The sequence below is a fragment of the Actinotignum sp. usb-actsch-rep-73 genome, from assembly GCF_059082735.1.
The window spans coordinates 112,607-138,389 of the sequence record NZ_JBHNPV010000073.1 but is presented as its reverse complement, the minus strand read 5'-3'; the positions used below and the strand labels follow the sequence as shown (position 1 = coordinate 138,389).

The window sequence follows — 25,783 nt, the reverse complement described above, 5'->3', positions numbered from 1 at the left end:
TGATGACTAGCGCAGAATACGTCGCCTCAGCTTCGTAGCATCGTCACTGAGCCGGAGTCGGCATCGACAAGCGTGCACAATGAAGTGTCAGGTACGCGATCTCATCGGTCGACAAAGAAGAACCGAGTCTCAGCTCGACCAGTGCTGCGATTGTCTTCGCACACGTGTTTTCTTTCGGATATGAGTCAACGATTGATTGAACGACTGCACGCATGTGGTGCTCGAGAGAACGAGCAGCTACCTTCACCCTGTCACACCTGAGATGTTCTTCAACCGCGCACAACGTGGGCAACCTGCCACGCCTCGATATGTTCAGCCGGCGAGCGCACTAGCAATCTGAGGTAGTACCTCAGACGTGCCTGCCTCAATCCGAACGTCGGCGAAGCGATCCACGGCTGTCACTCCCCTATTCACTACGATCAGGGCAGCACCTGCACGCATGGCCTCGTGAACAACCCACAAGCCGGTGGAGACGGCGAGTGACGTGCCCGCGACCAACACAACATTGCACGACGCGGCCATATCGAGGGATGGACCGAACGCGGACTCGGGCAGCCCTTCGCCGAACATGACGATGGACGGCTTCAGCATTCCGCCACAGCGTTCACAGTACACGGGAGTGAACGTGCAGACTTCGGCTAAGTCGCGACGGGCATCGGGGGTGATATCGACGTGCGCGGGATCGGTTTCTTCGACGAGGTCCGGATTCAACGCACGCAACCGCACGGACAATGCTGCGCGGGGCGTGACGGATCCACAGCTCAGGCATTCAACCGTGTCGTAACGTCCGTGGAGCTCCCAGACGTTACGCGTTCCAGCGCGCGCGTCCAGCCGGTCGACGTTCTGCGTGGAGACGCCCAGCAGATGTCCGGATGCTTCCATCGTGGCAAGCGCCCGATGCCCATCGTTGGGCTGGCAGTTTTCGAGGATTTTCCACGTCGCTTCATTGCGATACCAGAGCCAGCGATACCACACGGGGTCGGACGTAAACATGTCGACATCAACTGGGGTTGTAGGGGTTGAGCCGGTGCCTCGATAATCCGGCAGGGACGAGTCGGTGGACATTCCCGCGCCAGTCACCGCCAGAATTCGACCACCGCGCGCAATGTCGATTGCTTCTTCGACGCTTCCTTGCATCGTCATTCCTCCCCGCGAACACTTTTCTCCGTTGTACCACCATCAGGAGTGGCATGTTGGTGCGTTATGAGATTGGGCGGATGCAAATGCCAGCCACTTTTGCGTCATTCGGCCACCGTTCAGGTACGAGGCCGCCTGCTCTTACACTTCGTCGTCAACGAATACGGGAGCGGATGCTCGCATGCCAATGATGCCCATCAAGAGAGCCATGATCGTCAGGAAGATCAGAACAGGAGTAGTCGAATCGGTTGCTTGAAGCACCATGCCAACAATGATCGGACCGAATGCTGCGACAATATATGCGCCAGGCTGAGTCATACCCGACAGGCGCGCGGTCATCGATGCAGTGCGAGCGCGCGCAGGGATCAGAGTGACGCAGAGCGGGAACATGAAGCCGCCGATCGACAGCAGCGTCACCCACAGCCAGGGAGAGAAGGTTGGAGCAAGCAAGAGGCCGAGATAACCGGAAGCAGTCAGCACCCCGAAGAGCAGAGAGACAAGAGGCAAGTTCTTCACCGAGTCAACGATCTTCGGCATAATCAAGCCACCAACAAGTGTCCACAGGTTGATGGCTGCGACCATCGCAGCTGCGCTTGTTCGGTCGACTCCCACCATTGTGAGAATCGTTGGAAGCTGACCAAATTGAACATAGGCATTCAAAGATTGAAGGCCAAACGCGACCATCAACGCCACGGCGGTTGGTGACGTCATCAGGCTCCGCCTGTTGGTAGCTGAGGGCGATGACGACTGGGGGGCCTCGTCCCCTGTCAGCAGCATAGAAGACTCAGGTACGGGCCCAGAAGAGTGAGCGAGTGGCGGAGTGTCTCGACCGACACTCTTCCAGACGAGAAGCCAGACGAACACTGCCAACAGTGCACACGGTGCCCAGATGAACAGCGCGGTTCGCCAGCCGGATGAATCAGGCCCCCCAATCGGCGCGCTGAGGAAGGAACCCGCCGCGCCACCCAGCGGGAGAACGCTACCGTAGACCGTCAGAAGCAGAACCGTGCGACCAGCTTTGTGCAGTTTGATCCACGCTGGCACGATGACATTAGCGACGGCGGGACCAGCAAGTCCAGCAACACTGAGCAGGAGGAACGCCCAGTAGTTCGACACGAGGGGACGCACACCCAAGCCGATGGTTGTCACGGCCATTGCGACGGTTACGACGCACGTCAGTCCGAAGCGCTTTGACAGTGGAACTGCCAGTACGCCAATGAGAGCAAAGACAATACACGGCAACGCGGAGAGCAGACCAACCGCCATCGCTCCCACTCCAAAAGTGGATTGGACACCAGTCAGGACAGGCCCGAGCGATGTTGCTCCGACGCGCATCGAGGGTGAGATCGTGAGGACAGCAACCAGCGCCATCACGGTCGACAGTGTGGAAACGCGCCGTGGCTTCACACCAGTCGACGAAGATACGCCTTCGGGTCTGGCGGTCATGTCGCGCTCAGAAGAACTCATACATCCAGGGTCGCATTGTGCGTTGTGGGCGCGCAAACTTGCCCGCGATTGCTTGGTCACAGTCGCACCCTTAAAGTTCAGCGTGCGCACAATCAGGTCACGCCTGCACCCGCACTGTCCGTTTGTGCTCCACCTTGTGTTCCACCTCGATTCCCCTGCGTCACGGGCTACAGTTTGCCTATGACCCACAGCGTTTCACCCTCTGATCGCACGCCCGGAGCAGATTCCATATGGTGGCACGTGTACCCGCTGGGAGCGTGTGGCGCGCCGATTCGCGACGGTGATCGGACAGAAACCCCGCGCCTGCGAATGTTGATCAACTGGTTGGATTATGCCACCGAGCTTGGTGCGACGGGACTGCTAGTCGGCCCGATCTTTGATTCGGCGACGCACGGATACGACACGCTCGACTATTTCCGTATCGATCCGCGTCTGGGCAGTGTCGAAGACTTCGACGCGCTGGTTGAGGCATGCCATGCTCACGGAATGAACATCATGCTCGATGGCGTATTTTCGCACGTCAGCGACCAGTATCAGCCTCTGCGCGCGGTTCTTGAAGCCGGCAAGGATCCCGTTTTCGGAACGCCCAATTCCCCTGATGCTCCCCTATTCCACATTGATTGGGAGTCCGACGGTGGCCCCTACCCCTGGTTCTTTGAAGGGAACCAGGACCTCGTGCGCTTCGACCACACGAACGCGTGCGTCAAGGATTTTGTTCAGCAGGTAATGGAGTATTGGTGTGCCCGTGGCATCGATGGGTGGCGACTTGATGCAGCATATTCCGTTCCAACTGAGTTCTGGGCAGACGTGTGCGACCGAGTCCGGGCCTCGCACCCCGATACTTTCTTCCTCGGCGAAGTCATTCACGGTGACTACCCCGCGTTCGTTGGGGATGCCCACGTTGATACGGTCACGCAGTACGAATTGTGGAAGGCAATGTGGTCGTCGATCACGGATAAGAATTTCTTTGAGCTCGATTGGACGCTGAAACGCCACGGCGAATTCTTAGAGACGTTCGTTCCGCAGACGTTCGTGGGCAATCATGACACGACGCGCATCTCGTCTCTGCTTGGCGCCGATGGCGGACTGGTGGCGCAGGCGATCATCATGACGCTGGGTGGTACACCGTCGATCTACTACGGCGATGAGCAGGGCTTCACGGGGGTGAAAGAAGACCGCCAGTTCGGCGATGACGCGGTGCGTCCTCCCCTGCCCGCATCTCCCGGCGAATTGCTAGGGTTTGGGCACACAACCTACCAGGCATTGAGGTCGCTGGTCTGGCTACGTAGAAAGCGTCCGTGGCTGACCCGTGCACTCACAACAACCGTCGCTGTCGCTAACACGAGCTACTCCTACCGCTCATGCGCCCCAGGCGATGATTCCACCTTCGTGGATGTCCATTTGTCAATCGACGAGGCCGGAACCGCTCACGCCCTCATCCTGGACGAGGCCGGGCACACACTCTGGCAGAAATAGCTGTTCTTAGTCCCAAGGATTGACGAGCTCTACACCAGCCCCCTGAAAATCCTTGGCGTTCGAAGTTGCAAGAACTGCCACACGCGTCACGCACATAGACACAATCTGGCGTCAAGAACACTAATCGGTCGCCCCAGCGTGTTCCGACGCGTGACAACATGGAAGTACTCGGTCGTAGCTGCCGAATTGAAGTTAAAGACCAGATGAGATCTGCTGGCGAGACAATCAAGAGCACTCACAATGCTGGATGTGGCCGAAAAATGACATCGCTTTCAACGCTGGATATTGTCGCAACGATAATTAGCAGAAAGAACGATAATCAGCAGAAAGATTCCGGGGAAGACCGAGGCCATTCGTTGGATCATGATGTCTCCTCTCAACAACGTTCTGAAGCGGAGAGGTGGTTCGCATCAGTATCTCGGAAGGTAGCCTTATGAGGGAAGTCCCGTCCAATTCGTGAGGTGATCCGATGCAACGCTCGCAGGCCCTTGACCTGTCCGCGCGTTTCGCTGATCTACTGCCACTTTTGCTTCGAGATTATGCGACTTCCACTGACGCGGACACACCTGCTGGCGCCGACGGTAGCAATACTGGTGTCTTCTCGCGCAATATTGTGTGGGCGACCCAAGACTATGAGGATCTGGGAATCCATGCTGATCAGCAGATCACCCTTGATGTTTTGAACGCGAATCCTGGCTTGATTACTCCGCGCACAACGAAGGCGCGTGACGCTCAGGCTGTTCGGACGAAAGAACGCGCTGAGATTTTCACTCCGGCGTGGCTGGTGAACTTTCAAAATGATGTCGTGGATCATGCGTGGTCTGGAGTCCACGAGCCTTGTGATGATGCGATCCTGGATGCGTCTGCCAGCATATTGCGTCCGCTCCGACCAACGCTCCCCGCCTTCGATGACGTGTCTGGCAAAGCGTGGGAAAACTACGTGGATCGTCGGGTACTTGAAATCGCGTGTGGCGAGGCTCCGTATTTGACCAGCCGGTATGACGCTACGACGGGCGAACCGATTGGCCTTGGTGGGCGCGTTGGGTTTTTAGACCGCAAGTTGGCAGCTATTCCCGTTTCATTGGGTGACGAGGCCGCAACGCTTAATTGGGCGTTGCGCGCATTGAGGGCGAGCTTCGGATTCGAGCTTCAGGGCGATTCTTTGTTGCTTGCGCGCCTGAATCTTCTGGCTTCGTTTGATGAAGCAACATCGGCTCTGCTTGGGCGTTCTCTTGTCACAGACGAACTGACCGAAGTAGCTCATGCAATTGCCCGAAACGTCTGGCAGATGGATGGGCTGACGTTGAAGTCTCCGTCTGGGGCGGATGTTGTTCTTCCTGTTGACTCCTTTGACGTTACGGTCGCCAATCCGCCGTATCAGAAGGCGATGGCTGACACTAGCGATCGTCAGATTTACCCGGACTTCATGGATTTTGCGTTTAGGGTGTCTCCTCTGGCGTGTTTCGTAACGCCGGCTCGCTTCTTATTTAATGCTGGGAAGACTTCGAAGAAGTGGAATCGTCAGGTTCTTTCAGACCCGCATGTGAGCGTGTCTTTGTTTGAGGCGGATAGTCGACGCGTTTTTCCTGCTGCTGAAGTGAAGGGCGGGATCGCTGTCACTCTGCGGGATACGAACGTTTCTTTGCCCCCGATCGGCTCGTTCATTCCTGACCGTGAGTTGCGTTCGATTGTTGCTCGAGTTCATGCGGTCGCTGACAGTTTTCTTGATCAGATTGTGTTTGCTCCCGAGAGCTACCGGTTCACTTTGGTGTTGTATGTCGAGCATCCGCAGGCGATTGAACGTGTTTCTGCGGGGCATTCGTTTGATATGACGACGAATTGTTTCGATGTGTTGCCTGAGGTTTTTCACGATGTTGCCCACAGAGGAATGATCGGAGTGCTTGGCCGGCAGAATAATCGCCGACTTGTGAAGTTTATTGATCGTCGTTACGTGCGCGATCATCCAAATTTGGATGCGTGGAAAGTTGCGCTGGCGAAGTCGAATGGCGCGGGCAAGTTGGGTGAGGTTCTTGCTCCTCCTGTTCTGTTGCCCCCTGGTTTCGCTCATACGCAGTCATTCATTTCTATCGGCGCGTTTGGGACGCGTAAGGAAGCTGAAGAACTAGCGACGTTTTTGCATACGAAGTTCGCGAGGCTTCTTCTTGGGTCTTTGAAGGTGACGCAGGATAACAAGCGCGCGGTGTGGGCGAATGTGCCGAACTTGGTGAGCAAGGCTCCAGCTGATTTGAGCATCGATTGGGGGTCTTTAGTTCCAGTGATTGATTCGCAGTTGGCTGATTTCTTTGGGCTGTCGGAAGCCGAAAAGACTTTCGTGAACGAGCGGGCTCAGGAGATGCCTGTTCGTACTTTGGTATGTGGGGGCTTACGCGAATGAATATCTGAATTTTGCGTTGCTTCTCACTATGATTCGCCGCGCTAAAGCTCCTGTCGCATTGTCTCTCTGGCACACCGTGGCCTCGTTGGCTCAGTACAATGACGGCGGTAAGGAGATGCCTTGTCATGACGACATTCGACGTATCAAGGTCTGTACGTTCGCCATCCCTGGTGACGACGTCAGCCACGATGGGTTTCGAGCCTCATCAGTCCTCCTGAGGTGCTCTCCATTCGTACACTGCTCACCTTGAGAAAAGCTCGTAGAGCTCACCTCAGGTGGTGAATATTCCGAGCCTCCCCGTTTTCTCGACGTCGCAATCAATGTAGCAGTTGTAGAACAACGGCAGCTGATCCAGCAACCTCAGCAATGGTCTGTGTTGTCGAGACAACCGCATCACGAAGCATTACTCCCAGCGTTTCCACTTGTTCGAACGGATCTTTGTCCGCATTTGGCCACGTGTACGGGTCGTCACAGACCAGAGCTCAATCAATAAAGTCGACTTCATGATTACCCGGAAGAGCGATCGCTTGATATGGAGCTGAGTCAACCAAACCTATCGCCCGTTCGAGAACCTCAAGCGACTGCAGACCACCATCAATGTAGTCACCCAAGAAGAACAACTGGTCGTCAGCACCCAAGCCAATACGCGCAGGAGGATCTTCTAATGCATCGAGATGCCCGTGAATATCGGACATCACATATCTGATTCCCTTCGCCACTCCTCACACGAGTCACAATCTCATGATGCTTAGCGCCTACCTTCTTAGGCTAACGACAACCATGTAGCAACCGATTGGCAAGACGTGAAGAGGCGTGGCAACAACCTACAGAAATACGCACGCAATAACCCAGGCGACTGACTACACCGTCATTGAACGCGTAATGCCTATACACTTATTCCTCCAAGGACGCGCAGTCGCATAAAGATCTACTTTGGCGAAGCGTAAGGCTTCAAAACATCTGATCAAGAACGCAGATGCGCGGTTGAAGCCGCGTAGTCACACACTGAAATGTAGCGATCGCGGACTTCATCCCAAGACAAGTGCCCCTGGGGATTCACCGTTGCCAAAACTGACGGCTGTTGATCACGCGCCACGATGACCACGTCACCCGTCGTAATCGCAGACAACGCTTGAATACAGGCCCCTCGTGCTGTCGCTTCAGGCTCACGAATCACATCGATAGACCGCCCCAGCAGATCAGCGATGATCTGCGTATAGGCAGCCGATCGTGCACCACCGCCTACAGCAATCGCACGCCCATCGGTAGACACACCAGACTGATGAATCGCATCCAAGCCTCGCAGTAGTCCAGCAATAACCCCAACGAAGATCGCCTCCGCAAACCGCTCACGAGTCATATCACTGGTTAAACCAGCAATCACACCAGTCGTACCCGGATACGCTGGCGAACGCTCCCCATCAAGGTACGCAGCAAAAACAGGGAACGGATCATGGGAGCGATACGCATCCAATGCCAGCTGATCGAGTTCCTGCACAGAAACTCCCAGCAGACGCGCAGCCCAATCCGTTACCTTCGTGCAGTTCAACGTGCATGCCAGAGGCAAGTAGCCACCCACAACGTTCGCAACACCATCCACGATTCCAGATGTAACGGGAACGCTACTGGACGTGTACACAACGCCACTGGTGCCCAAGCTGAAAACTACGTCACCGTCATTGATTCCAAGTCCCAGAGCAGCCATATGTTGGTCACCACCACCGACGGTTACAACCGCATCAGTGGGTAGCCCCAGCAAGTTGGCAACGTCAGGAAGGACGGTTCCAGCCACATCATTGGGCTGACCGACCCGCGGGAACAATGATTCCCACGTCAACACGTCGCCGAAGCATCCGCGTAGCAATTCGAAATCATAGGAATTCGACTGCGAATTAAAGTAGCCGGTGCCAGAAGCTTCCGAACGATCTGTGACTGCTTCACCCGTCAGCTTGAAAACCAAGTAATCGTGAGGCAACAGAATACGGTGTAGGCGTGCAATCGTGGCCGGCTCATTCTCAATAAGCCATGCGAGCTTACCGATCGTGAAGGCAGCAGTCGGGACAGAACCAACCCTCTGCGCCCAATAGTCGGCGCCAAATCGAGTAATAAGCGCATCAATCTGAGGCGCTGATGTTGTGTCATTCCACAACTTCACAGGACGAATCACATGGTTGTCCCCATCCAGCGGAACAAGACCATGACACTGACCGCTGACACCAATCGCACGAACAGCCTGCAGATCAATATCAGCTTTCATCAGATGGAAAGCCTGAACAAGCGCCTCCCACCAGTCATCGGCATTCTGTTCTGAAACAGGCGGAGTCGTAGACGCCAACGGCAGGCGTTGTCGCGCTACAACTTCAAAATCCTCAACGCGTCGGGCTTCAACCGTGCACGACTGCGTAGAAAGATCAATGCCGATGACCAGGCGATCGTTAGTCATTTCGATTCCTGCTGGCGTAGAATCTCTTCAGCACTCTTGCCCACAAATCCCGCGGGATGGAGCGACAAGGACTCGGAAACATCCCATTCATTCAGCTTCATCATGGTACGAACAAGCGCGTCGCCCCACACTGCGGCAAGCAACGTTGACCCCATTGCAATCACATTTTCGGGGTCTCCGCCTTCATCAGTGTGAAGGTGAACAAACACATCACACAAAGAGGCAAAGGTCGATTCGGGGTGCTCCCCTAGTCCAATGAGCTTCGTTCCCTTGTCGTGGACCAGCTTGCACAGATTATTGATTTCATCGGACTCGCCGCCCTTCGAAATCGCGATCAGCACGTCCGTGGGTTCAATGGCGCCCATTGTGCCGTGCAAAGCATCCATGGCGTGAACGAACAAGCCGGGCTTGCAGGTGACGGACAAGAGGTGGGCCAGGCGTCGTGCAATCGTGGACGAGGTTCCGCTACCGGTTACGATAACCTTTCCAGTGCACTCTGCGAGCAGGTGGACTGTTTCGACGAAAGAATCTGTGAATTGGTCGGCAACCTTGCCGATAGCGCTCAGCTCGCTACTCGCTTCGTTGCGCCCAAAGACGATAAGCTCTTCGTCAGTCATTGAAACGGTCAGGGTCATTGTTTATTCACCTTCAGCTAAATATACGTGTGAGGTTTGGTTCGTAGCGTCGTCATCGCTTTCGTGCCATGCCAACGTACGAAGTGTTGCGATATCCAGTTCCGCAGCATCCAGAGGACCGGCCACAACCTGTCCCCCAACAAAGACGAGCACGCGATCTGCAACGTCCAAGATCTCTTCTTCTTCGGAAGAAACCATGACGACCGTGCGATCGTCTTCGTGGGCAAGTTTCCGCAAAAGAGTATGGATATCGGACTTTGCGCCGATATCAACGCCTTTACTGGGCTCATCGAGCAACAGGATCTCCGGATCCTGCATCAATGCGCGGGCAATAATCACCTTCTGCTGGTTGCCACCAGACAAGGAAGTAATCGGCGACTGCGGGTCACCTTTAATACCTGTTGATTCAAGTAGCTCGTCCGTGGATTCAACCAGCTTCTTGTTGTTCAGGTATGAGAAAGAGGAGAACTTCTTAAGAACCGGAAGCGAAGCGTTCAAATAGCTGTTCATTTGGGGAACAATGCCATCTTGCTTGCGTTCTTCGGTCAAGAATGCGATTCGATGCTTCATCGATTCACGTGGAGTCTTCGGCAGAAAACGCTCACCATCGGGCATCACAATCGCACCGGATGTAGCCGGATCAATACCTGCGATTGCACGCAGGCACTCTGAGCGTCCAGAACCGCCAAGGCCGTAGATGCCGAGGATCTCCGAAGAACGTGCTTCGAAGGAAACACCGTTCAACAGGTGTCCTTTGAGGTTTTCAACCGTCATCTTAACGGGATGATCGCTGGTCTTTTCACGCTGAACTTCGACACGCTCTGCGTGATCCGCGCCAGCAATCGCGGCAACAACAGCGTGACGATCAATGCTCTCAACTGAGGAGTCAAGCAGAACTTTGCCGTTCATTAAGGCAACGATACGATCTGCAACTCCGTAGAGTTCGTCAAGCTTGTGGTTGATTATCAATACACCAATGCCACGTTCATTTGCGATCTTGCGGATATAAGCCAAGAGCTCCGTAACCTGGTCACCTTCAAGTGCCGTCGTCGGCTCGTCAAGCAGGAGGTACTTTGTTTCACGACTTGAGGCAATCGCGATTTCTAGTAGCTGACGAACTGCGACCGGGTAGGAACCAACCAAACGATCCACGTCAACATCGATGCCGAACTCATCTACGAGTTCTTGGGCCCCCTTCTTCATCTTTGCCTGGTCGAGAGAAAATGGGGCGCGGCGAGGCTCACGCCCAAGCCATACGTTCTGGGCAACCGTCAAGTTAGGAAGCAGTGACAGTTCCTGGTAGACGGTCGAGACGCCTGAATCAATGGCTTCCGAGGGGGAAGCAAATTCGACGCGTTGCCCGTTGATACGAAGCGTGCCACCAGACTGCTTGTGCGCTCCAGACAAAACTTTCAAGAGCGTCGACTTGCCTGCACCGTTATGGCCAACAAGGCCGACAATCTCACCGGGGTGCAATGTGAGGGACACACCCAGGAGCACAGGTACCCCAGAATAGTCCTTTGTGATTTCACTAGCCTCGAAGCTTCCAGCGCCCCTGGGCATGTCCTTCATTGCCATGTTGTTCAGCCAACCTCTCCAGCTGCGGGGGTTTCACCATTGCGGAACATCTTCAGCGGACGGAGAATCTCGGACTCAACCGTCTCGCCCTTCACGTATGCAGCGATCTGCTCGACAACGCGCTTACCGTAGTCAGCAGGTTCCTGTGCCACACATGCCGGGTATGCATCGGTGGTGGTGATTTCAGGTGCGCAGAAGCCGTAGACCTTCACGTCGCGACCCGAAGCCTTGACGGCTTCAATCGCGCCCTGTGCTGCCGGGCCAGTCGAAGCGAAGATGACATTCATATCCGGGTTGCCCTGTAGCATTGCTGCGGTGACGTCCAAGGAGTCGGTGACCTTCACGTTGCCGTCAACAGAGGCAACGACCTTTGCGTTCGGGTTCTCGGCGATCGCTTCCTGGAAGCCTTCGTCACGAATAACAACCGGAACCTCATCGGGTTCGGTGACCAGACCAATGTTCAGAGCAGTGTCTGCGCCCATGTCTTCAAGGACGACCTTTGCGGTGTCAATGCCCCCCTGCTTGTTATCTGCACCCAGGTACTGGATGATCGTTGCGTTCTGTGCCTTCAGAGCATCTTCGTTAACAGTAACGTTGACGGTGAATACGGGGATACCAGCGTCATTCGCGGCGCGAACAATTGCCGCTGCCGGCTCGGACTTCACGGGGTTCAGTGCCAGTGCACACGGCTTCTTCTGCAGTGCAGCTTCTGCCTGAGCGAGCTGCTGTGCATCGTCGTCGTCTGCAATCTGAACTTCAGCAGTGAAGCCGTTGTCAGTTCCAGCGGTTTCAAACCCTTCCTTCATTGCGACGTAGTAAGGGTTGGTCTGGTTCGGAAGCAGAACTGCAATCGTCGGATTGTCTGACGAGCACGATTCCGGCAGAGTTGCCGATGCACCCGATCCTGTTGCATTGCCACTGGCTGGGGTGTTGCTACCCGTGCCCGTATCGATACCACCACATGCGCCAAGAGTGAGTACTGCTGCAGTGACAACTGCGGTAGTACCAAGCTTCTTGCGAATAGACATCATTGTCCTCCTTGTTGTGTTCTCTGCGTGAAGAGACGTTCTGTTATTTCAGCCGATTGCTGAAACAAGTCAGTGGGATGGGGTCGGCTGAGAAGTATCAGCCTTTGAGCTTTCCTTTCCTAGTTTTAAGCGAGAAGTCAGGGTGCTCAGGCCAGCCTTGTTGGTATCAAGCAGGACACCACCAAGAATGATCACGCCGATGACGAGTGGCTGCCAGTAAGAGTCGACGCCGATAACGTTCATGCCGTTCGAAACGGTAGCGATCAAAAGCGCGCCGATGAATGCACCGAGAATCGTGCCGACACCGCCGAAGAGGCTGACGCCACCAACAACTGCCGATGCAATCGAGTAGAACTGCTCGGTGCCCGAACCTGCTGTCGGATAGCCGACCATCAAACGAGAAGCCGTAATGATGCCGCCAAATGCTGCGCACACACCAGAGATGACGTAGACCAGAATCGTGGTCTTCGCGATATTGATGCCGGCAAGACGTGCAGTTTCACGGTTGCCACCAACTGCGTAGATGTGAAGACCTGTTGCGGTGTGACGCAAGAAGTAGCTGATAATCAGTGCCGCGATAATGACCATGATGATCGGGACCGGGACGGAGAAGATCTTGCCACGACCGAAGACAGCGAAGAGCGGCTCGGTAATAGTCACCGACTTGGCCTGAGTCAGAATGTTCGGGATTGACGCAGAAATACCGAAGGTTGCGAAGGTGACGATGAACGGCGGGAGCTTTCCGTAGTGGACCATGACACCGTTGAAGACACCGACTGCGATGCCCACAACGATGGCGACGAGGGCTCCGGCCCACCATGGTGCACCGGCGTGCATTGCAATTGCTGCAATAACACCGGTCAAAGCAATGTTCGAACCAACCGACAAGTCGATGCCACCGGTAAGAAGCACGCACGCCTGACCGATAGCAAGGAATGTGACCACAGAGCCGTTAAGAAGCAACACTGAAAGGTTGCTAGCGGTACGAAACTCCGGTGAAAGAATACCCATCACTGCTGCTACCAAAATAACAACAACGAAAACGCCAAGTTCCTGAGGCATTCGTCTTCTTCGAGGCGACATAACTTCCCTTTGCTCACTTGAGCACCGCGTTGTGCTCGAATACGGTTAAATTAACACCAATCATATGAGTACGCAACTACCTAAACAGCACTCAAATGAGCACTACATGATAATACTGGTAGTAATATCAAGGCGATTCGGAGTCCTCCCTCGCTTGAGCATTATGGAGTTGCAACATGTACACCCCCAGTCAGCCTCGCCAAGGATCTACCGAGCTCACTCAATCTGAACTCATGGAAGCAATCGCGCGCCGCTTCTACTTTGACGATGTCAGTAAAATGCAGATCGGAAATGAGTTTGGCATTTCGCGTTTTCGCGTTGCCCGCCTGCTCGAAAAAGCCCGCGCCATTGGCATGGTCAGAATCGAAATCTCAAACGTTGGCGTCAACATTGATGAGCTAGCTCAGCTTCTTGCTCGCCATCTCCATCTTGACCATGTCTGTCTTGTTGAAGCTAACCGAAATGTTGTAACCGAAAGAGATACTCTGGCGCGTCAAGCAGCCAAGTATCTCTCCACAAATATTCGACCGAACGACCGCATCGGTTTCTCTTGGGGTCGTACTTTGATGCCTATCGCCCGTTATCTTGGGCCTCTTCCCCCATCAGAGTTTGTTCAAATTACAGGAGTAATTGGTGACGATCCTTCAAAGTCTCCAATCACTTTGATCGGACAGATCAGTCAGCAATCTGGCGTTGAAGGGCGAATGCTTATCGCTCCCCTGTTCAGTTCTTCAGCTGAAACGGCGAAGGTTCAGAGGAAAGAACCAGCTGTTGCTCGCGTCCTTGAGCTCTTCGATGACATTGACATCGCAGTCTTATCTGTCGGCGCTTGGGATTCTCGCGTCACCCAGCTTGAGCAAGTGCTTCCTCAGAGCGACATTGAAGTCTTGGATCAGCGTGGTGCGGTGGCCGATTCCACTGGCGTTTTCTTTGATGCCGACGGCAACTACCTCAATCTCTCCCTGAACGATCGCCGTATTTCCATAACCGTCGAGCAAATCTTGAAGGTCCCTAACGTCCTGATGGTTGCTGGCGGAACACAAAAGACAGAAGCAATCCACGCCGTGTGTCGTTCAGGGATCCCAACTGCTCTTGTTACTACCGCGGAAGTTGCGCAAGAACTCCTTAGTCTCCCCGCGATTTCGAAGGGCAAGTATCGCTGACTCCCAGCCAAAACAAAACCCGGACTGCGAAGTAGTCCGGCTGGTTGTTGCCTTCACGTTGAAAGGGATACGGAAGTGTAGGTGGGTGCATTTAGGCACTAGGTGGGTGCACGACCGCCAGAGGTGGGTGCAAAACCAAACAGGTGGGTGCAAAACATCCCAACCGACTATAGAGCTATCGTGTTCTATGAGATTAGTTGAACGACATTTATTGGGTTCAGCTCAGGTCAGAAAAGAAAATCTTGAACCTGCACTCCTTCGGGCTTCCTTGGAACACCGCTGTCCGAACCTTTCTGCCCGTAGCCTATTTCCAGAAAAATCTCGGGGGAAGATAGGGCTTGAGCCAGCAGATTCTGCCTCCACAGGCCAACAGCCTTAGCAACCGATCGCGCCTGGCAGTTAATTGATTTGTTCGGATTAAACTCGATGTCAGTAAAGGCATCATACTTGACGACTGCTGAAAGCAAATCAGGTTTACGAATCAGAGCAGATGCGTATAACCAGTCGTAAAAGTAAGTTTTTGGCTCTAACGGGAAATCCCGCGAGAAAAAACGAAAGCCGATCAATTGACCACTATCCTTCAAGCGGGGATCGCTTTTTGACTCACGGCTTGAGACCTCAAATAAGTCAACAAAAGGCCCACCTCGTAAAAATACCTTCGAAGCTTGAAATGCCGATTCAACTGAATACTCGCCGTAGCCTGGATGATGGATCATTAGATTAAATGCGCTCAATTCAACACCCAGGCTGTCAGGACTTTTAGATGAGACTTCCAAAACCGCATGATCTGGTTCCAACAGATGAAAAGAATCATGCAGGCTAGCAATCGAACGCTGCTTTTGTTGTATCGAAAAACCGGGGTGGAACGTAAATTCAGTCTCCCGCTCATCAACGTACGGCAGGCGGTCCAAAACAAGAAAGACTGGTCTCTTAGCCATGCAAATCCCCCGCAGCGTCCACCCATGCTCGCCAATAACTGGGGTACTTAAATACATTTAAAGATGAATCATTGTTGACTTCCCACTTGGCGTAGACATTCCTGTGTATTCCGGATTGCAACAAAGATTGCTTTGTTTCATAATCATTAACAACTACGAAGGACACTTTTTCCCATGGAATCGTAGCAGCAATCTGGATTTCTGCTTGTGGGTTCGTAGTTAGAAAATCTGGTAAGTCTTCGCTCTGTCGAGAGAATACAACCCCAGATCTTGTGGTCATCTCTTCAACAAACAACTTTTCGACTGCTGCGAGACCGAGCAAGTCTTGTGGATCAGTACGTCTGCACTCTCTTGAGGCAGCATTAGACGGACAAAACACTACTTGGTCATACTCGAGGTCAGATAACACGGAAATCGGGATAAATAGAAGTGCAACATCCTCTTCCCGACTCCAAAGCTTAGTTCTGTAGCGGTACATCATCAAGAAATTCGGGAACGAGATCGAGAAACATGACATGTCTGTACGCTCATCGAGCCGTACTTCATCCAGTGCCTCAAATACAATATCTGGGAAGCCGTCAATCTCATTCCGAGGGAGAATACCGCGTTTTTTGATACCCCCTAAGTTTGTAATAGGAGTAAAATGAACGAGGTGCTCGACTCCCCTATCTTCGAGATACTCAACTACTTCTCTCATCTCAGTGTCACCTTGCCTGAAGAGAATATTTTAACAAGGGTTCGTTTCCCAACATCATGGCACCGTAATAGCCGCAGGGTATGCAATTACATGGCATCATCACGGTTCTCGCCACCCGTATTCTTTCTCAACCTTACTGGCGATCTTTTGATAACGATCTCTTTGTCGCCAATCAACCCCGTAGCGCGAATCTTCGTCGTCAATTACTTCTATAACGGCAGCTTGAGGAACCACACCAGCGTATGCACATGACCCATCAACCAAACAAGACATATGAACTCCAAACCAGACCCAAAGGTCCAACTTTTCGTCCGCAGTCCCGTGCTCGACTGGGACAAAGCCCTGCTCTACCTCATCACCGAGAAGATTCTGGTTGCCACTGACGGGCAGATTGATGTTGAGTTTAGATGCCATGTTTGAGATTTTGGAATGGGGGCTAAGCCAACCTATATATTAACTCTAGTGATTTGGGGTATTCAACCGAATTTTCAAAGTTAAGCATTGAACATGCCCGGTCAACTAAGATCGAACCAGCAACAGTCACTGGAACATCCCGAATAAGTTAATTAGGGTCTTGGAGTAAACACTGCAATAATCCATTTACATCTCGCCCATGTTTTATGAACAATTTGCCGAAACAGGTAGAACTGCCATTTCTAACTATTGACTTTCAATTTATTTCTAATTCAAGTAATAGTTAGAATGGCGTATTTTCATATCTCTAGAACGCATTTCCGTCAACAGCCTCGACACATGCTTTTATGAACTTTTTGCTCCTGACTCATGTCTACTTTTCTATTCAGGTATTAGTTCAACTAGAACCTGCTCGAGTAACTCTAGGTTCACGTTCCTAAGGTTCTCCTGAGTTTCATTATTAAGCTGACTCAAAAGACCAAAAGCTCGCTCTCTGTTCTTATCAAACACCTCTCTCATATCAGAAGTTAGATTGAGGGCAACCAGCATACCCACCATGTTGATGGAAAGCGCCACCCCCCTTGAAGCCATCTCAGCCATTTCCGGGTCAGGAGGGATATCACCAGTCTTGCTTGCTCTAGAGAAATACAGATTCACGCACTTGTCGGCAGCTCCAAATGCCTGGTCTGCCTCATCTATCTTGCCTGACCTCCAGTAACATGATCCCAGATTCAGATAAGCACGACTAAGAACGCTTAGGTAATAGGCCCAATGTTCCGGGGCTCTCTCAAGAAAATTTTCAGTATTCCCAATAACAATCAACTGATTGGTGATTTCGGGGAACTCCCTATCACCTTCAATGAACCAAAGCGGATCATCGTCAACATCAGTTCCTCTCAGGCGTCCAAACCGCCCGTTCTTCATTTGAACCAGCGGGTAAAAGTCAGTGAATTTCACCCCCAAGTTAAGCTTACGCAAGCGGGCATCGACCAACTCAACAAGTTCGATGTCAGCATTCGAATCACTAACAAATTCTGCACGAAGTTTAGTAAGCCGCTTGATCGCTTCATCATCTCTCCTCAGGATTTGATAAATCAACGAGAGGAGGACTTCCGCACGCACCGCGCTACTTCCAGTAGGACCAACCACAATGCGCGCATTTTCAGTCAAAGTCTCGACAACCTCCCGCGCAGAGTCATATTGCTCGAGTTTCAGTAATGTGACGCCTAGCTGGTGTGCTGCACGCAGGCTTAATGGATCATAAGCTCCGTGGTGCTCATTTACCACGGACAAGCAAGCTGAAAACCAATGCTGAGCATCAGCAAATCTCCGCTCTTCAAGTGCGATGTCCCCGGCCCACAAATAAGTATCTGCTCGAAGTGAGGCATAATCTCTTAACTTGGGAATCCTTAAATCTAAATCTCGAAACGCTTCCTCTACATTTTCAATCTGTTGTGCCTTGTATCCCCAAAAAATCAAGTTCGATTCTGCTTCAAGGGCCACAGCCGACTGTCCACCGCTGACTTCTCGAATTTTTGTTAATAACTCGGTTCCTTGGTCGAAAGCGACTTCGCTTTCGGGAGTCTTTGCGTGTACTGCGCGTAGTCGTTTCAACTGAAGAATGAGTGTTTTCAGGGATCGCTCACCATAAATCTTCGCTGATACTTCTGAACCATGATCGTAAAATTCTATGGCATCGTCATTAGCATGACTTTCAAAGGACAAATCTCCCTTGAGTGTTACCAACGGAATATAAATCTCTTGTATTACATTCTCTGGAATCGACTTGCCAAAGAAATGTTGCTGTAACATCTCTGTGATGTGAAGCAAGACTGGCATCGCTCTTAGCGGTTCCCCGCTCCTCATCAATAGTCTTGCATGAAGAAGTTTGACGGCCAGGGTATCTGGATGTGAGTGCCCATCCAGCCTAATCTGTATAGGAAGCAGTTCCATTATGATTGCTTCGGCATCACTATACTCAGACATGGCGTAATAGCAACTCGCAATCTGTCGGAGCAGCATGGTACGATCTCGGTCCCCAGCAACCTCTGCAATCACGTTGAGAGCCGCATTGTAGTGTTCGATTGCCTTGGAAAACTCGTATGATTCCATGTTGCGTCTTGCGACATGTATTTGCGCAGCAGCAAAAGTAAGTGATGATTCGTCATCTGCAAACTTGAGATACCAGTCCACCACTGCCTCGACCTGTGTAGTGTTCGGTAAGTCAAGGTGCTCACGATGTTCGTCTAGCCAATTTGTACAAGCTTGTTGCGTAATCCTTCGCATATGCGTCTTCAAAGTCGACAAACCCTGTACGGATTTTCGTACATGCCTAGCCAGCAGGGGATCAGAGAAATTTGTCACTTGGATTGATCCTCTACACCACCCGATGGGGTCTCGGGCTTTTTGGATTGCCTCTTTAGTGGTTTCTTCCGAGACTTGATAGATTTCCTTAAAGACTTCTGAAATTACAGCTGGCACGAATCGATTCAGTTTGTCCATATCTGGATTTGATGGATTTCCAGCCACTGCTGTAGTCAGGGCATTTCTTACATCGTCTGGCAAGGCATTCCAGCGGTTTTCCACTACCTGCTCTACGCTATCTGGTAGTTTGAAGTTATCTGATAGAAGGATTTTGTTTCCTGCCAGTCGAATTTCTAGTGCAACATTGGGTTCTGTAATCCAGAGTAGAAGGAACAAAGGGGTATTCAGTTTCTCCACCACTTTTGTTGCGACATCTTCTGAGGTTTCTGGGGCGTAGCGAAGCAAAAGCTCAACAAGAGATTCTTCTTGCAATGACGGCACGTCAACATCAATGAGTCGCATCTGGTCGTCCGACTTTGCTTTCATCTCTGCTTGCCATAGCATAAAGTCATCCTGAGTCATCCCCTCAGGCCAGGCAGTACCAATTACCATGACGGGCCGTTGATTATCGCGTTCGCTTAGCGCATTCAATAGAGATCGAAGTTCTGGACCCATAAGGTGCATATCTTCAACAACAACAATTCCAGGCAGGCGTTTTGCTGTTAAGGATTTGATCGCTTCGGCCAGTTCTTTACCGGCATCCTTCTTAGCCTTAACATGTTGTTTTCCCATGTAAACATCTTGGTGAAGATTTATGGAGTCTTTACGTTTCTTCCCAACCCAACGTAATATGTCAGCAACCCATGATGTGAGAGTAGCAGGAAGCGGTATCCCAATGCTCAGAGCTTCGAGGGAGGATTCAAGTAATGAATCTGCAACATCTGATTGTAGATCTTTGCGCACTCGAGTCGTTACTTCTGAGAGTACACTTCCGATTTGAGCGAGAGTTCCCGATGCTTCCCACCACGCAAGCGACAACGGTGCCAGATGAGTCGCCATCTGCTCTTTCCCCATTGCCACAACATCTATTTTTTGACTATTACGCAACTCCTCGCAGTTAAACGACCACCATCCAAACGTGGGAAGCGTGTCCTGCGCCCAAACAAAGGAATCCAACTCAGGGGAGAGTAGTGCTCGATCTCTCAGCGGGTTGGAACTATTGTCTACGTTATTGAGCTCAGGCCAATACTGACCATACCCATGCCAAGGGTTATTAAAGTTGTCCAATCGTAGCAACTCATATAGACGCTGAATAATTGCCGTCTTGCCAACACCGGATGCCCCTCGAAGCAGCACCACGTGTGGTCCAGAGTAGGTACCATTGGACAGTTCAATAATCCGACTGTGTAAGTCTTGAGCTATCGATTCGTGTTGACCTAATAACTCTGGCATCCAGCCCCTCCCGCTAAGCACACGGCACAATACCAATTACACATTAGTTGAAGCGTCCTGTGAGTCAAGAAGCTTGCGTCTATGATGCCGACCAGGTTCATGGCCACAGGCTCCACCTACAACAAGCGCAAAGCTGACTACGCGGTTGCCTTTATTCAGGCTTTGAAGCATACGAAGGGCGGTGGGTAGGCAATCCTTTCAAACTCCTGGATTGGGCAGAAGAAGATCATGTGCGACCTATTCGGCACCATCAAGGACGATGGCTACCGTCAATTCACGACTGTCTACGTCGAGTTCCCGAAAAAGCACTAAAGCAGAGCCACTGAGATTAATCAGCAAAAAACTTCGTTTCAAACGAATATCTGGACGCCCTATAAATATGGGTACCGTAGTCGACAACTCGTCCCTGATTGTCATACGCAACACGTGTAGCCGTAAGCAAAGCGACGCCACGTTTTTCACCCAAAGCTTCGGCCTCCATCAACGTGGCATTTCGCGCCCCAATCACCTGGGTTGCATACGAGGGCACAACGCCGTTGGCACGAAGACGATTGTAAAGGCCATTTTCCTCCAACTCCTCATGGGTAGGAGCAATATCGCTTGGAATCAAGTTAGACATGAGCGCAATCGGATCCCCATCAGCCAAACGTAAGCGCTGAATAAAAGTAACGGGAGCGCCCGACTCAATCTCCAAACGTTGCGCCTCATCCTCCGTGGCTCGATGAGTGTTATAAGCCATCACCCGAGTCTCAACCTCGAACCCAGCCTGCTCAAGGTCCGTCAGCAAACTCGACAACTGCATGGGCCGGCGAACATGTGGCGAAGTGACAACCGTGCCCGCCCCCCTACGTCTCTTTACCAATCCTCGATCAGCCAAAGACTGCAAAGCCTGACGAGCAGTTGGGCGCGAAACATCCAAGCGCTTCGCCATCGACACCTCGTTTTCAAGACGAGTACCCGGCGCGATCTCACCACTCATAATCATCGCAGCCAAAGCATCAGAGATTTGCACATGGAGCGGTACGTCACTGTCATGCACAACCTGAACGTCCGGACTAAAAGGAGCGCTGGACATCATAAGATCCTTAATTCTAAAACGGAAGCCTAAAGCATGTTTAGGTAGATTAAATAAATCGTACACGACTTTTATAGCCAACAGACTTGTGATACGAACATGAAAACGCAAACAATCTTTGTCATAACAAACGCTTGATATTTGTCACCTTCGCGACTATCGTTATAGGCAAGAGCTGATAAAAGAACAGCGAAGTTCGCAAATGAAATTGCTCTTTTTGGCTTAGGAGAAAACATTGGCACCCACAACTTCAGTCCCCGAGCTAGACGTACTAACAATCGGACGTTGCGGCATTGACGTGTACCCCTTGCAGACCGGAGTTGGCCTAGAAGCAGTTGAAACCTTCGGCAAATTTCTAGGAGGTAGCCCAACCAACGTAGCAGTAGCTGCCGCAAGTTACCGCCACCGCTCTGCAGTTATCACCGGCGTTGGCAACGATCCATTTGGGCGCTTCGTGTGCACCGAAATGCGCCGCTTGGGCGTCTACGATAACTATGTCATAACAAAGTCTGCGTTCAACACCCCTGTCACTTTCTGCGAGATCTTTCCACCGGACGACTTTCCGCTCTACTTCTACCGCGAACCATCCGCGCCTGACCTTGAACTCACCCTTCAAGACATTCCTACCGACGCCGTGCGAGACGCGAGAATCTTCTGGATCACCGCAACCGGCCTCTCCAAACAGCCGTCACGCAACGCCCACCACGCGGCGCTTGACGCCCGCCAAAAGAGCGGGCAAACCATCATCGACCTCGACTACCGGGCAGACTTCTGGGAATCTGAAGAAGAAGCGCACCAACACGTAAGCGAAGCCCTCTCTAAAGTGACCATCGCCATTGGCAACAAGGAAGAATGTCGTATCGCAGTTGGCGAGACCGAGCCAGACCGAGCCGCAGACGCCCTGCTTGACGCCGGCGTAGAACTCGCCATCGTTAAACAAGGTCCCTACGGCACGCTTGCAAAGACCCGGGACGAGCGCATCGAAATGCCCGTCACCCCCACTCACACATTCAACGGCCTAGGTGCCGGCGACGCCTTCGGCGGCGCAGTTTGTCACGGCCTGCTATCGGGATGGTCTCTCAAGAAGACCATTTACGCCGCTTCCACAGCCGGCGCTATCGTTGCTTCCCGCCTCGAATGTTCCACGGCCATGCCAACCGAGCCAGAGCTACTAGCCACCATGCGTCTACACAAGAACAACATCGTCCCAGAGCTAGAAGACTTCTAATCATGTCACGGACTCCCCTAATCGACACCATCACCAAGATCCGCGTCAATGAGCCTTGGCGCGTCCAAAGCGCCCTCATCAATCGACCTCGCGGAAAAATGCCAAGTGGCGACAAGCCGCTAATGATCATCGCTTGCGACCACGCGGCCCGAGGAGCCCTTGCAGCCGGTGGCAATCTCACGGCTATGGGATCTCGCGAAGAGCTACTACGCCGCTGCGTTGAAGCACTATCGCGCCCCGGTGTGGACGGCTTCCTTGGCACCGCAGACCTGATCGAGGACCTCGCAGTGCTCGGCGCCCTGAACAATAAGCTCGTCTACGGCTCTATGAACCGAGGTGGCCTGGCCGGCGCATCATTCGAAATGGATGACCGCTTCACCGGCTACACCCCGCAGGGTATCGCCTCCGCCGGCCTTGACGGCGGGAAAATGCTCCTGCGCGTCAACTACGAAGATGCAGGGAGCGTGCAGACCCTAGAAAACTGTGCTCAGGCCGTTGAACAACTCGCCAAACAAAGAGTTATGGCCATGGTTGAGCCCTTCATTTCCGAACGCAAAAACGGGCGTATCGTCAACGACCTCAGCCCCGAAGCCGTTATCAAATCTATGGCGATCGCCTCCGGACTGGCCTCCACCAGCGCCTACACGTGGCTCAAACTACCCGTGGTTGACGACATGGAACGAGTCATGGAAGCATCCACCCTACCTGCCCTCATCCTGGGCGGCGAAGTGCAAAAAGACGCCGAGGCCGCAATGAAAGAATGGGGCAAAGCCCTAGAACTTCCAAACGTTAAGGGACTAGTCATTGGCCGCTCCCTACTATTCCCACCCGACAACGACGTCGCGGCAGCCGTCGACGCCGCCGTACAGATCTTGAACAACACCATCTAGAAGCACCCGCTTGTCCACGAAAGGTATCAAAATGACAACCCAAACCCCACAAATTCCGGAAACCATGCGTGCCGCGGTACTACGTGACACCGAAGTTGGCCTGCAGGTAGAAACCATCCGCACCCCGCGCCCGCGCGCCGGCGAAGTTCTGGTAAAAGTTGCAGCGTGCGGCATGTGCCACTCTGACCTGCACGTCATCGGAGGCGCAATCGCCTTCCCCCTACCCGCAGTACTCGGCCACGAAATTGCCGGCACCATCGTTGAACTTGGCCCCGGCGTTGAGCACACCGGCCTCAAAGTCGGACAAAACGTTGCCGGCGGCTTCCTCATGCCGTGTGGCCAATGCGAGGCATGCTCCTCTGGACGCGACGAGCTGTGTGCACCGTTCTTTGAACTGAACCGTCTCAAAGGCGTGCTCTACGACGGTGAAACCCGTCTGTCCACCATCGAGGGAGAGCCCGTATACATGTACTCCATGGGCGGCCTGGCAGAATACGCAGTTGTTCCCGCAACAGCGGTGGCTCCCACGCCGGACAACATCGACCTTGTCCCCGCCTCCATCCTGGGCTGCGCAGCACTGACCGGCTACGGTGCCGTCCGACGCGGCGCAGACCTGCACTACGGAGAAACCGTAGCGGTTGTAGCGGTTGGTGGCGTTGGCACTAACATCGTGCAAATCGCCAGCGCATTCGGCGCGAAGCAAGTGATTGCCATCGACGTGTCCGATGAAAAGCTCGCACCCATGAAGGGATACGGAGCTACCGCAACAATCAACTCCGCCAAGACGGATGCGCGCGAAGAAGTACTTCGCCTCACCGGCGGTAAAGGCGTTGACGTATCATTCGAAGCTCTTGGAATTCCCGCAACCTGGACCACTGCGCTCGACGTCCTCGCGGACGGCGGCCGCATGGTACCGATTGGCCTAGGTGCCGGCGTGCAGACAGCAGGAGTGGAGATTAACCGCACGGTACGCCGCTCGCAATCCATCCTCGGCTCCTACGGTGCACGCACCCGCCAAGACCTCCCTGCGGTAGTTGACCTGGCCTCCGAAGGCGTCATTAACTACAAGGAGATCGTCTCTCAGCACTTCTCACTTGAACAAGCTGACGAAGGCTACAAGGCGCTACGTGACCAGAAGATTCAGGGGCGCGCAGTTGTGGACATGAGCCTCTAGCGTTTCCGCGCTTAATCGCAGATCACTCCCCGTGGTTGGGTCACAACACCCCAGCCACGGGGAGCTTTTCTGTATCTCGACAATCATGGCCGGCAGCAAAACGTCAGGTCGTAGCCGCACCCAGGAGATCAACGAACTCGTTTCAACCATATAAAAAGAGGGCTTGTGGAGGATGGTCGAACCTCCACAAGCCCTCTAAAGCCCACTACAGAGCCGGATACTTTCGACAGTGTGCGAGCACTTTCGAAAGCATTAGCATCTACGCATTGAAGAGGGTCTTCTCAACGTAGTCACGAGCTTTAAGCGCATACTCGTGCGGGTTTGCTACTGCTGGATCCTGCTCCGCTTCAACCAAGATCCACTCGTTGTACCCGTGATCTACAAGGAAACGGTACGGCCTCGTGAAATCAATCATGCCGTCACCAGGAACAGTGAACATGCCGTTGAGGAACGAATCCAGGAACGAGCGATTCTGCTCGCGCGACTCCTGCAGCTTCTCCTCACGAACGTCCTTGAAATGCACGTGACGTACGCGGTCAATCACAGCTTCCAGTAGCCCCATTACATCGCCATCACCCACGAATGCGTGGCCGGTGTCAAAGAGCAGGCTGACCTTGGCCGGATCCGTCATATCCATCAGGCGAATCGTCTCTTCCTTCGTCTGCACAACCGTGCCCAGGTGGTGGTGATAGACAAGTTCCAAACCGTACTCGTGCGCAATATCGCCAAGCACGTTCAGGCCCTCAGCCAGTTTCACCCACTCCTCATCGTTCAGCACTGGCTTATTGGTGAAGATGCAAACGTCGCGCACTCCCTGCACCGAACCGGTCTGCTCAGACACTACGATTCGGGTAGCACCCAAGTACTGCAGATACTCACACTTCTCACGGAACTCGGGGATCACTGCCTCTACCCCATCACGAACAATGAACGAAGAGAACCACTGCGCAACAATCTTGATGCCGCGCGCCTCAGCGCGTTCTTTCACGATCTCCTTAGCCGGGAAGAAGCCGGCGCACTCGGTGCCCCGGAACCCAACATCAGCGAGGTCAAGCAGCATGTCCTCGAGCGTGTTGTATGCGCCAACCTCAGGAATGTCGTCATTACGCCACGTAATCGGGTGCATACCCCACGTGATGCCATTCGGATCAGAAATGGCAGTTTCGAGATCAAGTTTGAAAGACATATTGTCTCCTTCGATAGAGT

General features: G+C 53.0%; 21 protein-coding genes and 1 pseudogene. 8 read left to right on the top strand and 14 right to left on the bottom strand.

The annotated features are described in order from the left end of the window. Positions 1-43: 43 nt before the first annotated feature. From AC5RE1_RS06415 to AC5RE1_RS06405, 3 genes are all read right to left on the bottom strand, one after another. Positions 44-247, bottom strand: coding sequence for a PRD domain-containing protein (locus AC5RE1_RS06415; protein ID WP_219811058.1), 204 nt, complete (start codon positions 245-247; stop codon positions 44-46). Between the two features lie 65 nt (positions 248-312). After that, the gene (locus tag AC5RE1_RS06410; RefSeq protein WP_257878494.1) at positions 313-1,143 is read right to left on the bottom strand and encodes a Sir2 family NAD-dependent protein deacetylase; all 831 of its coding nucleotides are present in this window, start codon (positions 1,141-1,143) and stop codon (positions 313-315) included. A 135-nt stretch (positions 1,144-1,278) separates the two neighbouring features. After that, positions 1,279-2,604, bottom strand: coding sequence for an MFS transporter (locus tag AC5RE1_RS06405; protein WP_493938464.1), 1,326 nt, complete (start codon positions 2,602-2,604; stop codon positions 1,279-1,281). 180 nt (positions 2,605-2,784) lie between these two features. Here AC5RE1_RS06405 and AC5RE1_RS06400 point away from each other — a divergent pair, with 180 nt between their 5' ends. Both AC5RE1_RS06400 and AC5RE1_RS06395 read left to right on the top strand, forming a co-directional pair. After that, entirely contained in the window at positions 2,785-4,080 is a 1,296-nt protein-coding gene (locus AC5RE1_RS06400; protein ID WP_493938463.1) for an alpha-amylase family protein, read from the top strand. 469 nt (positions 4,081-4,549) lie between these two features. Beyond that, positions 4,550-6,475, top strand: a complete 1,926-nt coding sequence (locus AC5RE1_RS06395) for an Eco57I restriction-modification methylase domain-containing protein (RefSeq protein ID WP_464812821.1) — start codon at positions 4,550-4,552, stop codon at positions 6,473-6,475. A gap of 482 nt (positions 6,476-6,957) precedes the next feature. Here AC5RE1_RS06395 and AC5RE1_RS06390 read toward each other — a convergent pair whose 3' ends face one another. From AC5RE1_RS06390 to AC5RE1_RS06365, 6 genes are all read right to left on the bottom strand, one after another. Beyond that, positions 6,958-7,170, bottom strand: coding sequence for a metallophosphoesterase (locus tag AC5RE1_RS06390; protein WP_285067792.1), 213 nt, complete (start codon positions 7,168-7,170; stop codon positions 6,958-6,960). Positions 7,171-7,439: 269 nt separating this feature from the next. Next, complete coding sequence (gene xylB / locus AC5RE1_RS06385) at positions 7,440-8,918, bottom strand: xylulokinase (protein ID WP_103633596.1); 1,479 nt, start codon at positions 8,916-8,918, stop codon at positions 7,440-7,442. After that, complete coding sequence (locus tag AC5RE1_RS06380) at positions 8,915-9,553, bottom strand: SIS domain-containing protein (protein ID WP_101627249.1); 639 nt, start codon at positions 9,551-9,553, stop codon at positions 8,915-8,917. The genes xylB and AC5RE1_RS06380 overlap by 4 nt, the downstream gene beginning before the upstream one ends. A 3-nt stretch (positions 9,554-9,556) precedes the next feature. Continuing rightward, a complete protein-coding gene (locus AC5RE1_RS06375; RefSeq protein ID WP_493938462.1) occupies positions 9,557-11,131 on the bottom strand; it encodes a sugar ABC transporter ATP-binding protein in 1,575 nt (524 codons plus the stop codon). 5 nt (positions 11,132-11,136) lie between these two features. Continuing rightward, positions 11,137-12,162 (bottom strand): substrate-binding domain-containing protein, encoded by a 1,026-nt coding sequence (locus tag AC5RE1_RS06370; protein ID WP_243440791.1) that lies wholly within the window; start codon positions 12,160-12,162, stop codon positions 11,137-11,139. Between the two features lie 66 nt (positions 12,163-12,228). Next, entirely contained in the window at positions 12,229-13,221 is a 993-nt protein-coding gene (locus tag AC5RE1_RS06365) for an ABC transporter permease (RefSeq protein ID WP_006681609.1), read from the bottom strand. Between the two features lie 197 nt (positions 13,222-13,418). Here AC5RE1_RS06365 and AC5RE1_RS06360 point away from each other — a divergent pair, with 197 nt between their 5' ends. Then, positions 13,419-14,405 carry a sugar-binding transcriptional regulator gene (locus tag AC5RE1_RS06360; RefSeq protein ID WP_006681610.1) on the top strand — a complete coding sequence of 329 codons (987 nt, stop codon included), beginning with the start codon at positions 13,419-13,421 and terminating at the stop codon, positions 14,403-14,405. 227 nt (positions 14,406-14,632) lie between these two features. On the opposite strand, the gene AC5RE1_RS06355 is transcribed toward AC5RE1_RS06360, so the two are convergent. Beyond that, positions 14,633-15,343 (bottom strand): DarT1-associated NADAR antitoxin family protein, encoded by a 711-nt coding sequence (locus AC5RE1_RS06355; RefSeq protein ID WP_006681611.1) that lies wholly within the window; start codon positions 15,341-15,343, stop codon positions 14,633-14,635. After that, positions 15,336-16,040 carry a DarT ssDNA thymidine ADP-ribosyltransferase family protein gene (locus AC5RE1_RS06350; RefSeq protein ID WP_006681612.1) on the bottom strand — a complete coding sequence of 235 codons (705 nt, stop codon included), beginning with the start codon at positions 16,038-16,040 and terminating at the stop codon, positions 15,336-15,338. The genes AC5RE1_RS06355 and AC5RE1_RS06350 overlap by 8 nt, the downstream gene beginning before the upstream one ends. Positions 16,041-16,313: 273 nt before the next feature. Between AC5RE1_RS06350 and AC5RE1_RS06345 the strand changes: the two genes are divergently transcribed. Next, the gene (locus AC5RE1_RS06345; RefSeq protein WP_181002187.1) at positions 16,314-16,460 is read left to right on the top strand and encodes a hypothetical protein; all 147 of its coding nucleotides are present in this window, start codon (positions 16,314-16,316) and stop codon (positions 16,458-16,460) included. A 375-nt stretch (positions 16,461-16,835) separates the two neighbouring features. Here the strand turns inward: AC5RE1_RS06345 and AC5RE1_RS06340 are convergent, their stop codons facing one another. Beyond that, positions 16,836-20,210 (bottom strand): tetratricopeptide repeat protein, encoded by a 3,375-nt coding sequence (locus tag AC5RE1_RS06340; RefSeq protein ID WP_493938461.1) that lies wholly within the window; start codon positions 20,208-20,210, stop codon positions 16,836-16,838. 81 nt (positions 20,211-20,291) lie between these two features. Between AC5RE1_RS06340 and AC5RE1_RS06335 the strand changes: the two are divergent. Continuing rightward, positions 20,292-20,516, top strand: a pseudogene (locus AC5RE1_RS06335) (terminase large subunit); the annotation flags it as partial. Positions 20,517-20,538: 22 nt separating this feature from the next. On the opposite strand, the gene AC5RE1_RS06330 reads toward AC5RE1_RS06335, so the two are convergent. Next, complete coding sequence (locus tag AC5RE1_RS06330) at positions 20,539-21,285, bottom strand: GntR family transcriptional regulator (protein WP_006681616.1); 747 nt, start codon at positions 21,283-21,285, stop codon at positions 20,539-20,541. A 235-nt stretch (positions 21,286-21,520) separates the two neighbouring features. On the opposite strand from AC5RE1_RS06330, the gene iolC reads away from it, so the two are divergent. The 3 genes from iolC to AC5RE1_RS06315 are packed head-to-tail and all read left to right on the top strand — an operon-like array spanning position 21,521 to position 24,577. Further along, positions 21,521-22,513, top strand: coding sequence for a 5-dehydro-2-deoxygluconokinase (gene iolC, locus AC5RE1_RS06325; RefSeq protein ID WP_006681617.1), 993 nt, complete (start codon positions 21,521-21,523; stop codon positions 22,511-22,513). Positions 22,514-22,515: 2 nt separating this feature from the next. Beyond that, entirely contained in the window at positions 22,516-23,403 is an 888-nt protein-coding gene (locus AC5RE1_RS06320; RefSeq protein WP_006681618.1) for a Cgl0159 family (beta/alpha)8-fold protein, read from the top strand. A 31-nt stretch (positions 23,404-23,434) separates the two neighbouring features. Then, positions 23,435-24,577, top strand: coding sequence for a zinc-binding dehydrogenase (locus tag AC5RE1_RS06315; protein WP_006681619.1), 1,143 nt, complete (start codon positions 23,435-23,437; stop codon positions 24,575-24,577). 259 nt (positions 24,578-24,836) lie between these two features. Here the strand turns inward: AC5RE1_RS06315 and iolE are convergent, their stop codons facing one another. After that, a complete protein-coding gene (iolE, locus tag AC5RE1_RS06310; protein WP_006681620.1) occupies positions 24,837-25,763 on the bottom strand; it encodes a myo-inosose-2 dehydratase in 927 nt (308 codons plus the stop codon). Positions 25,764-25,783: the final 20 nt, after the last annotated feature.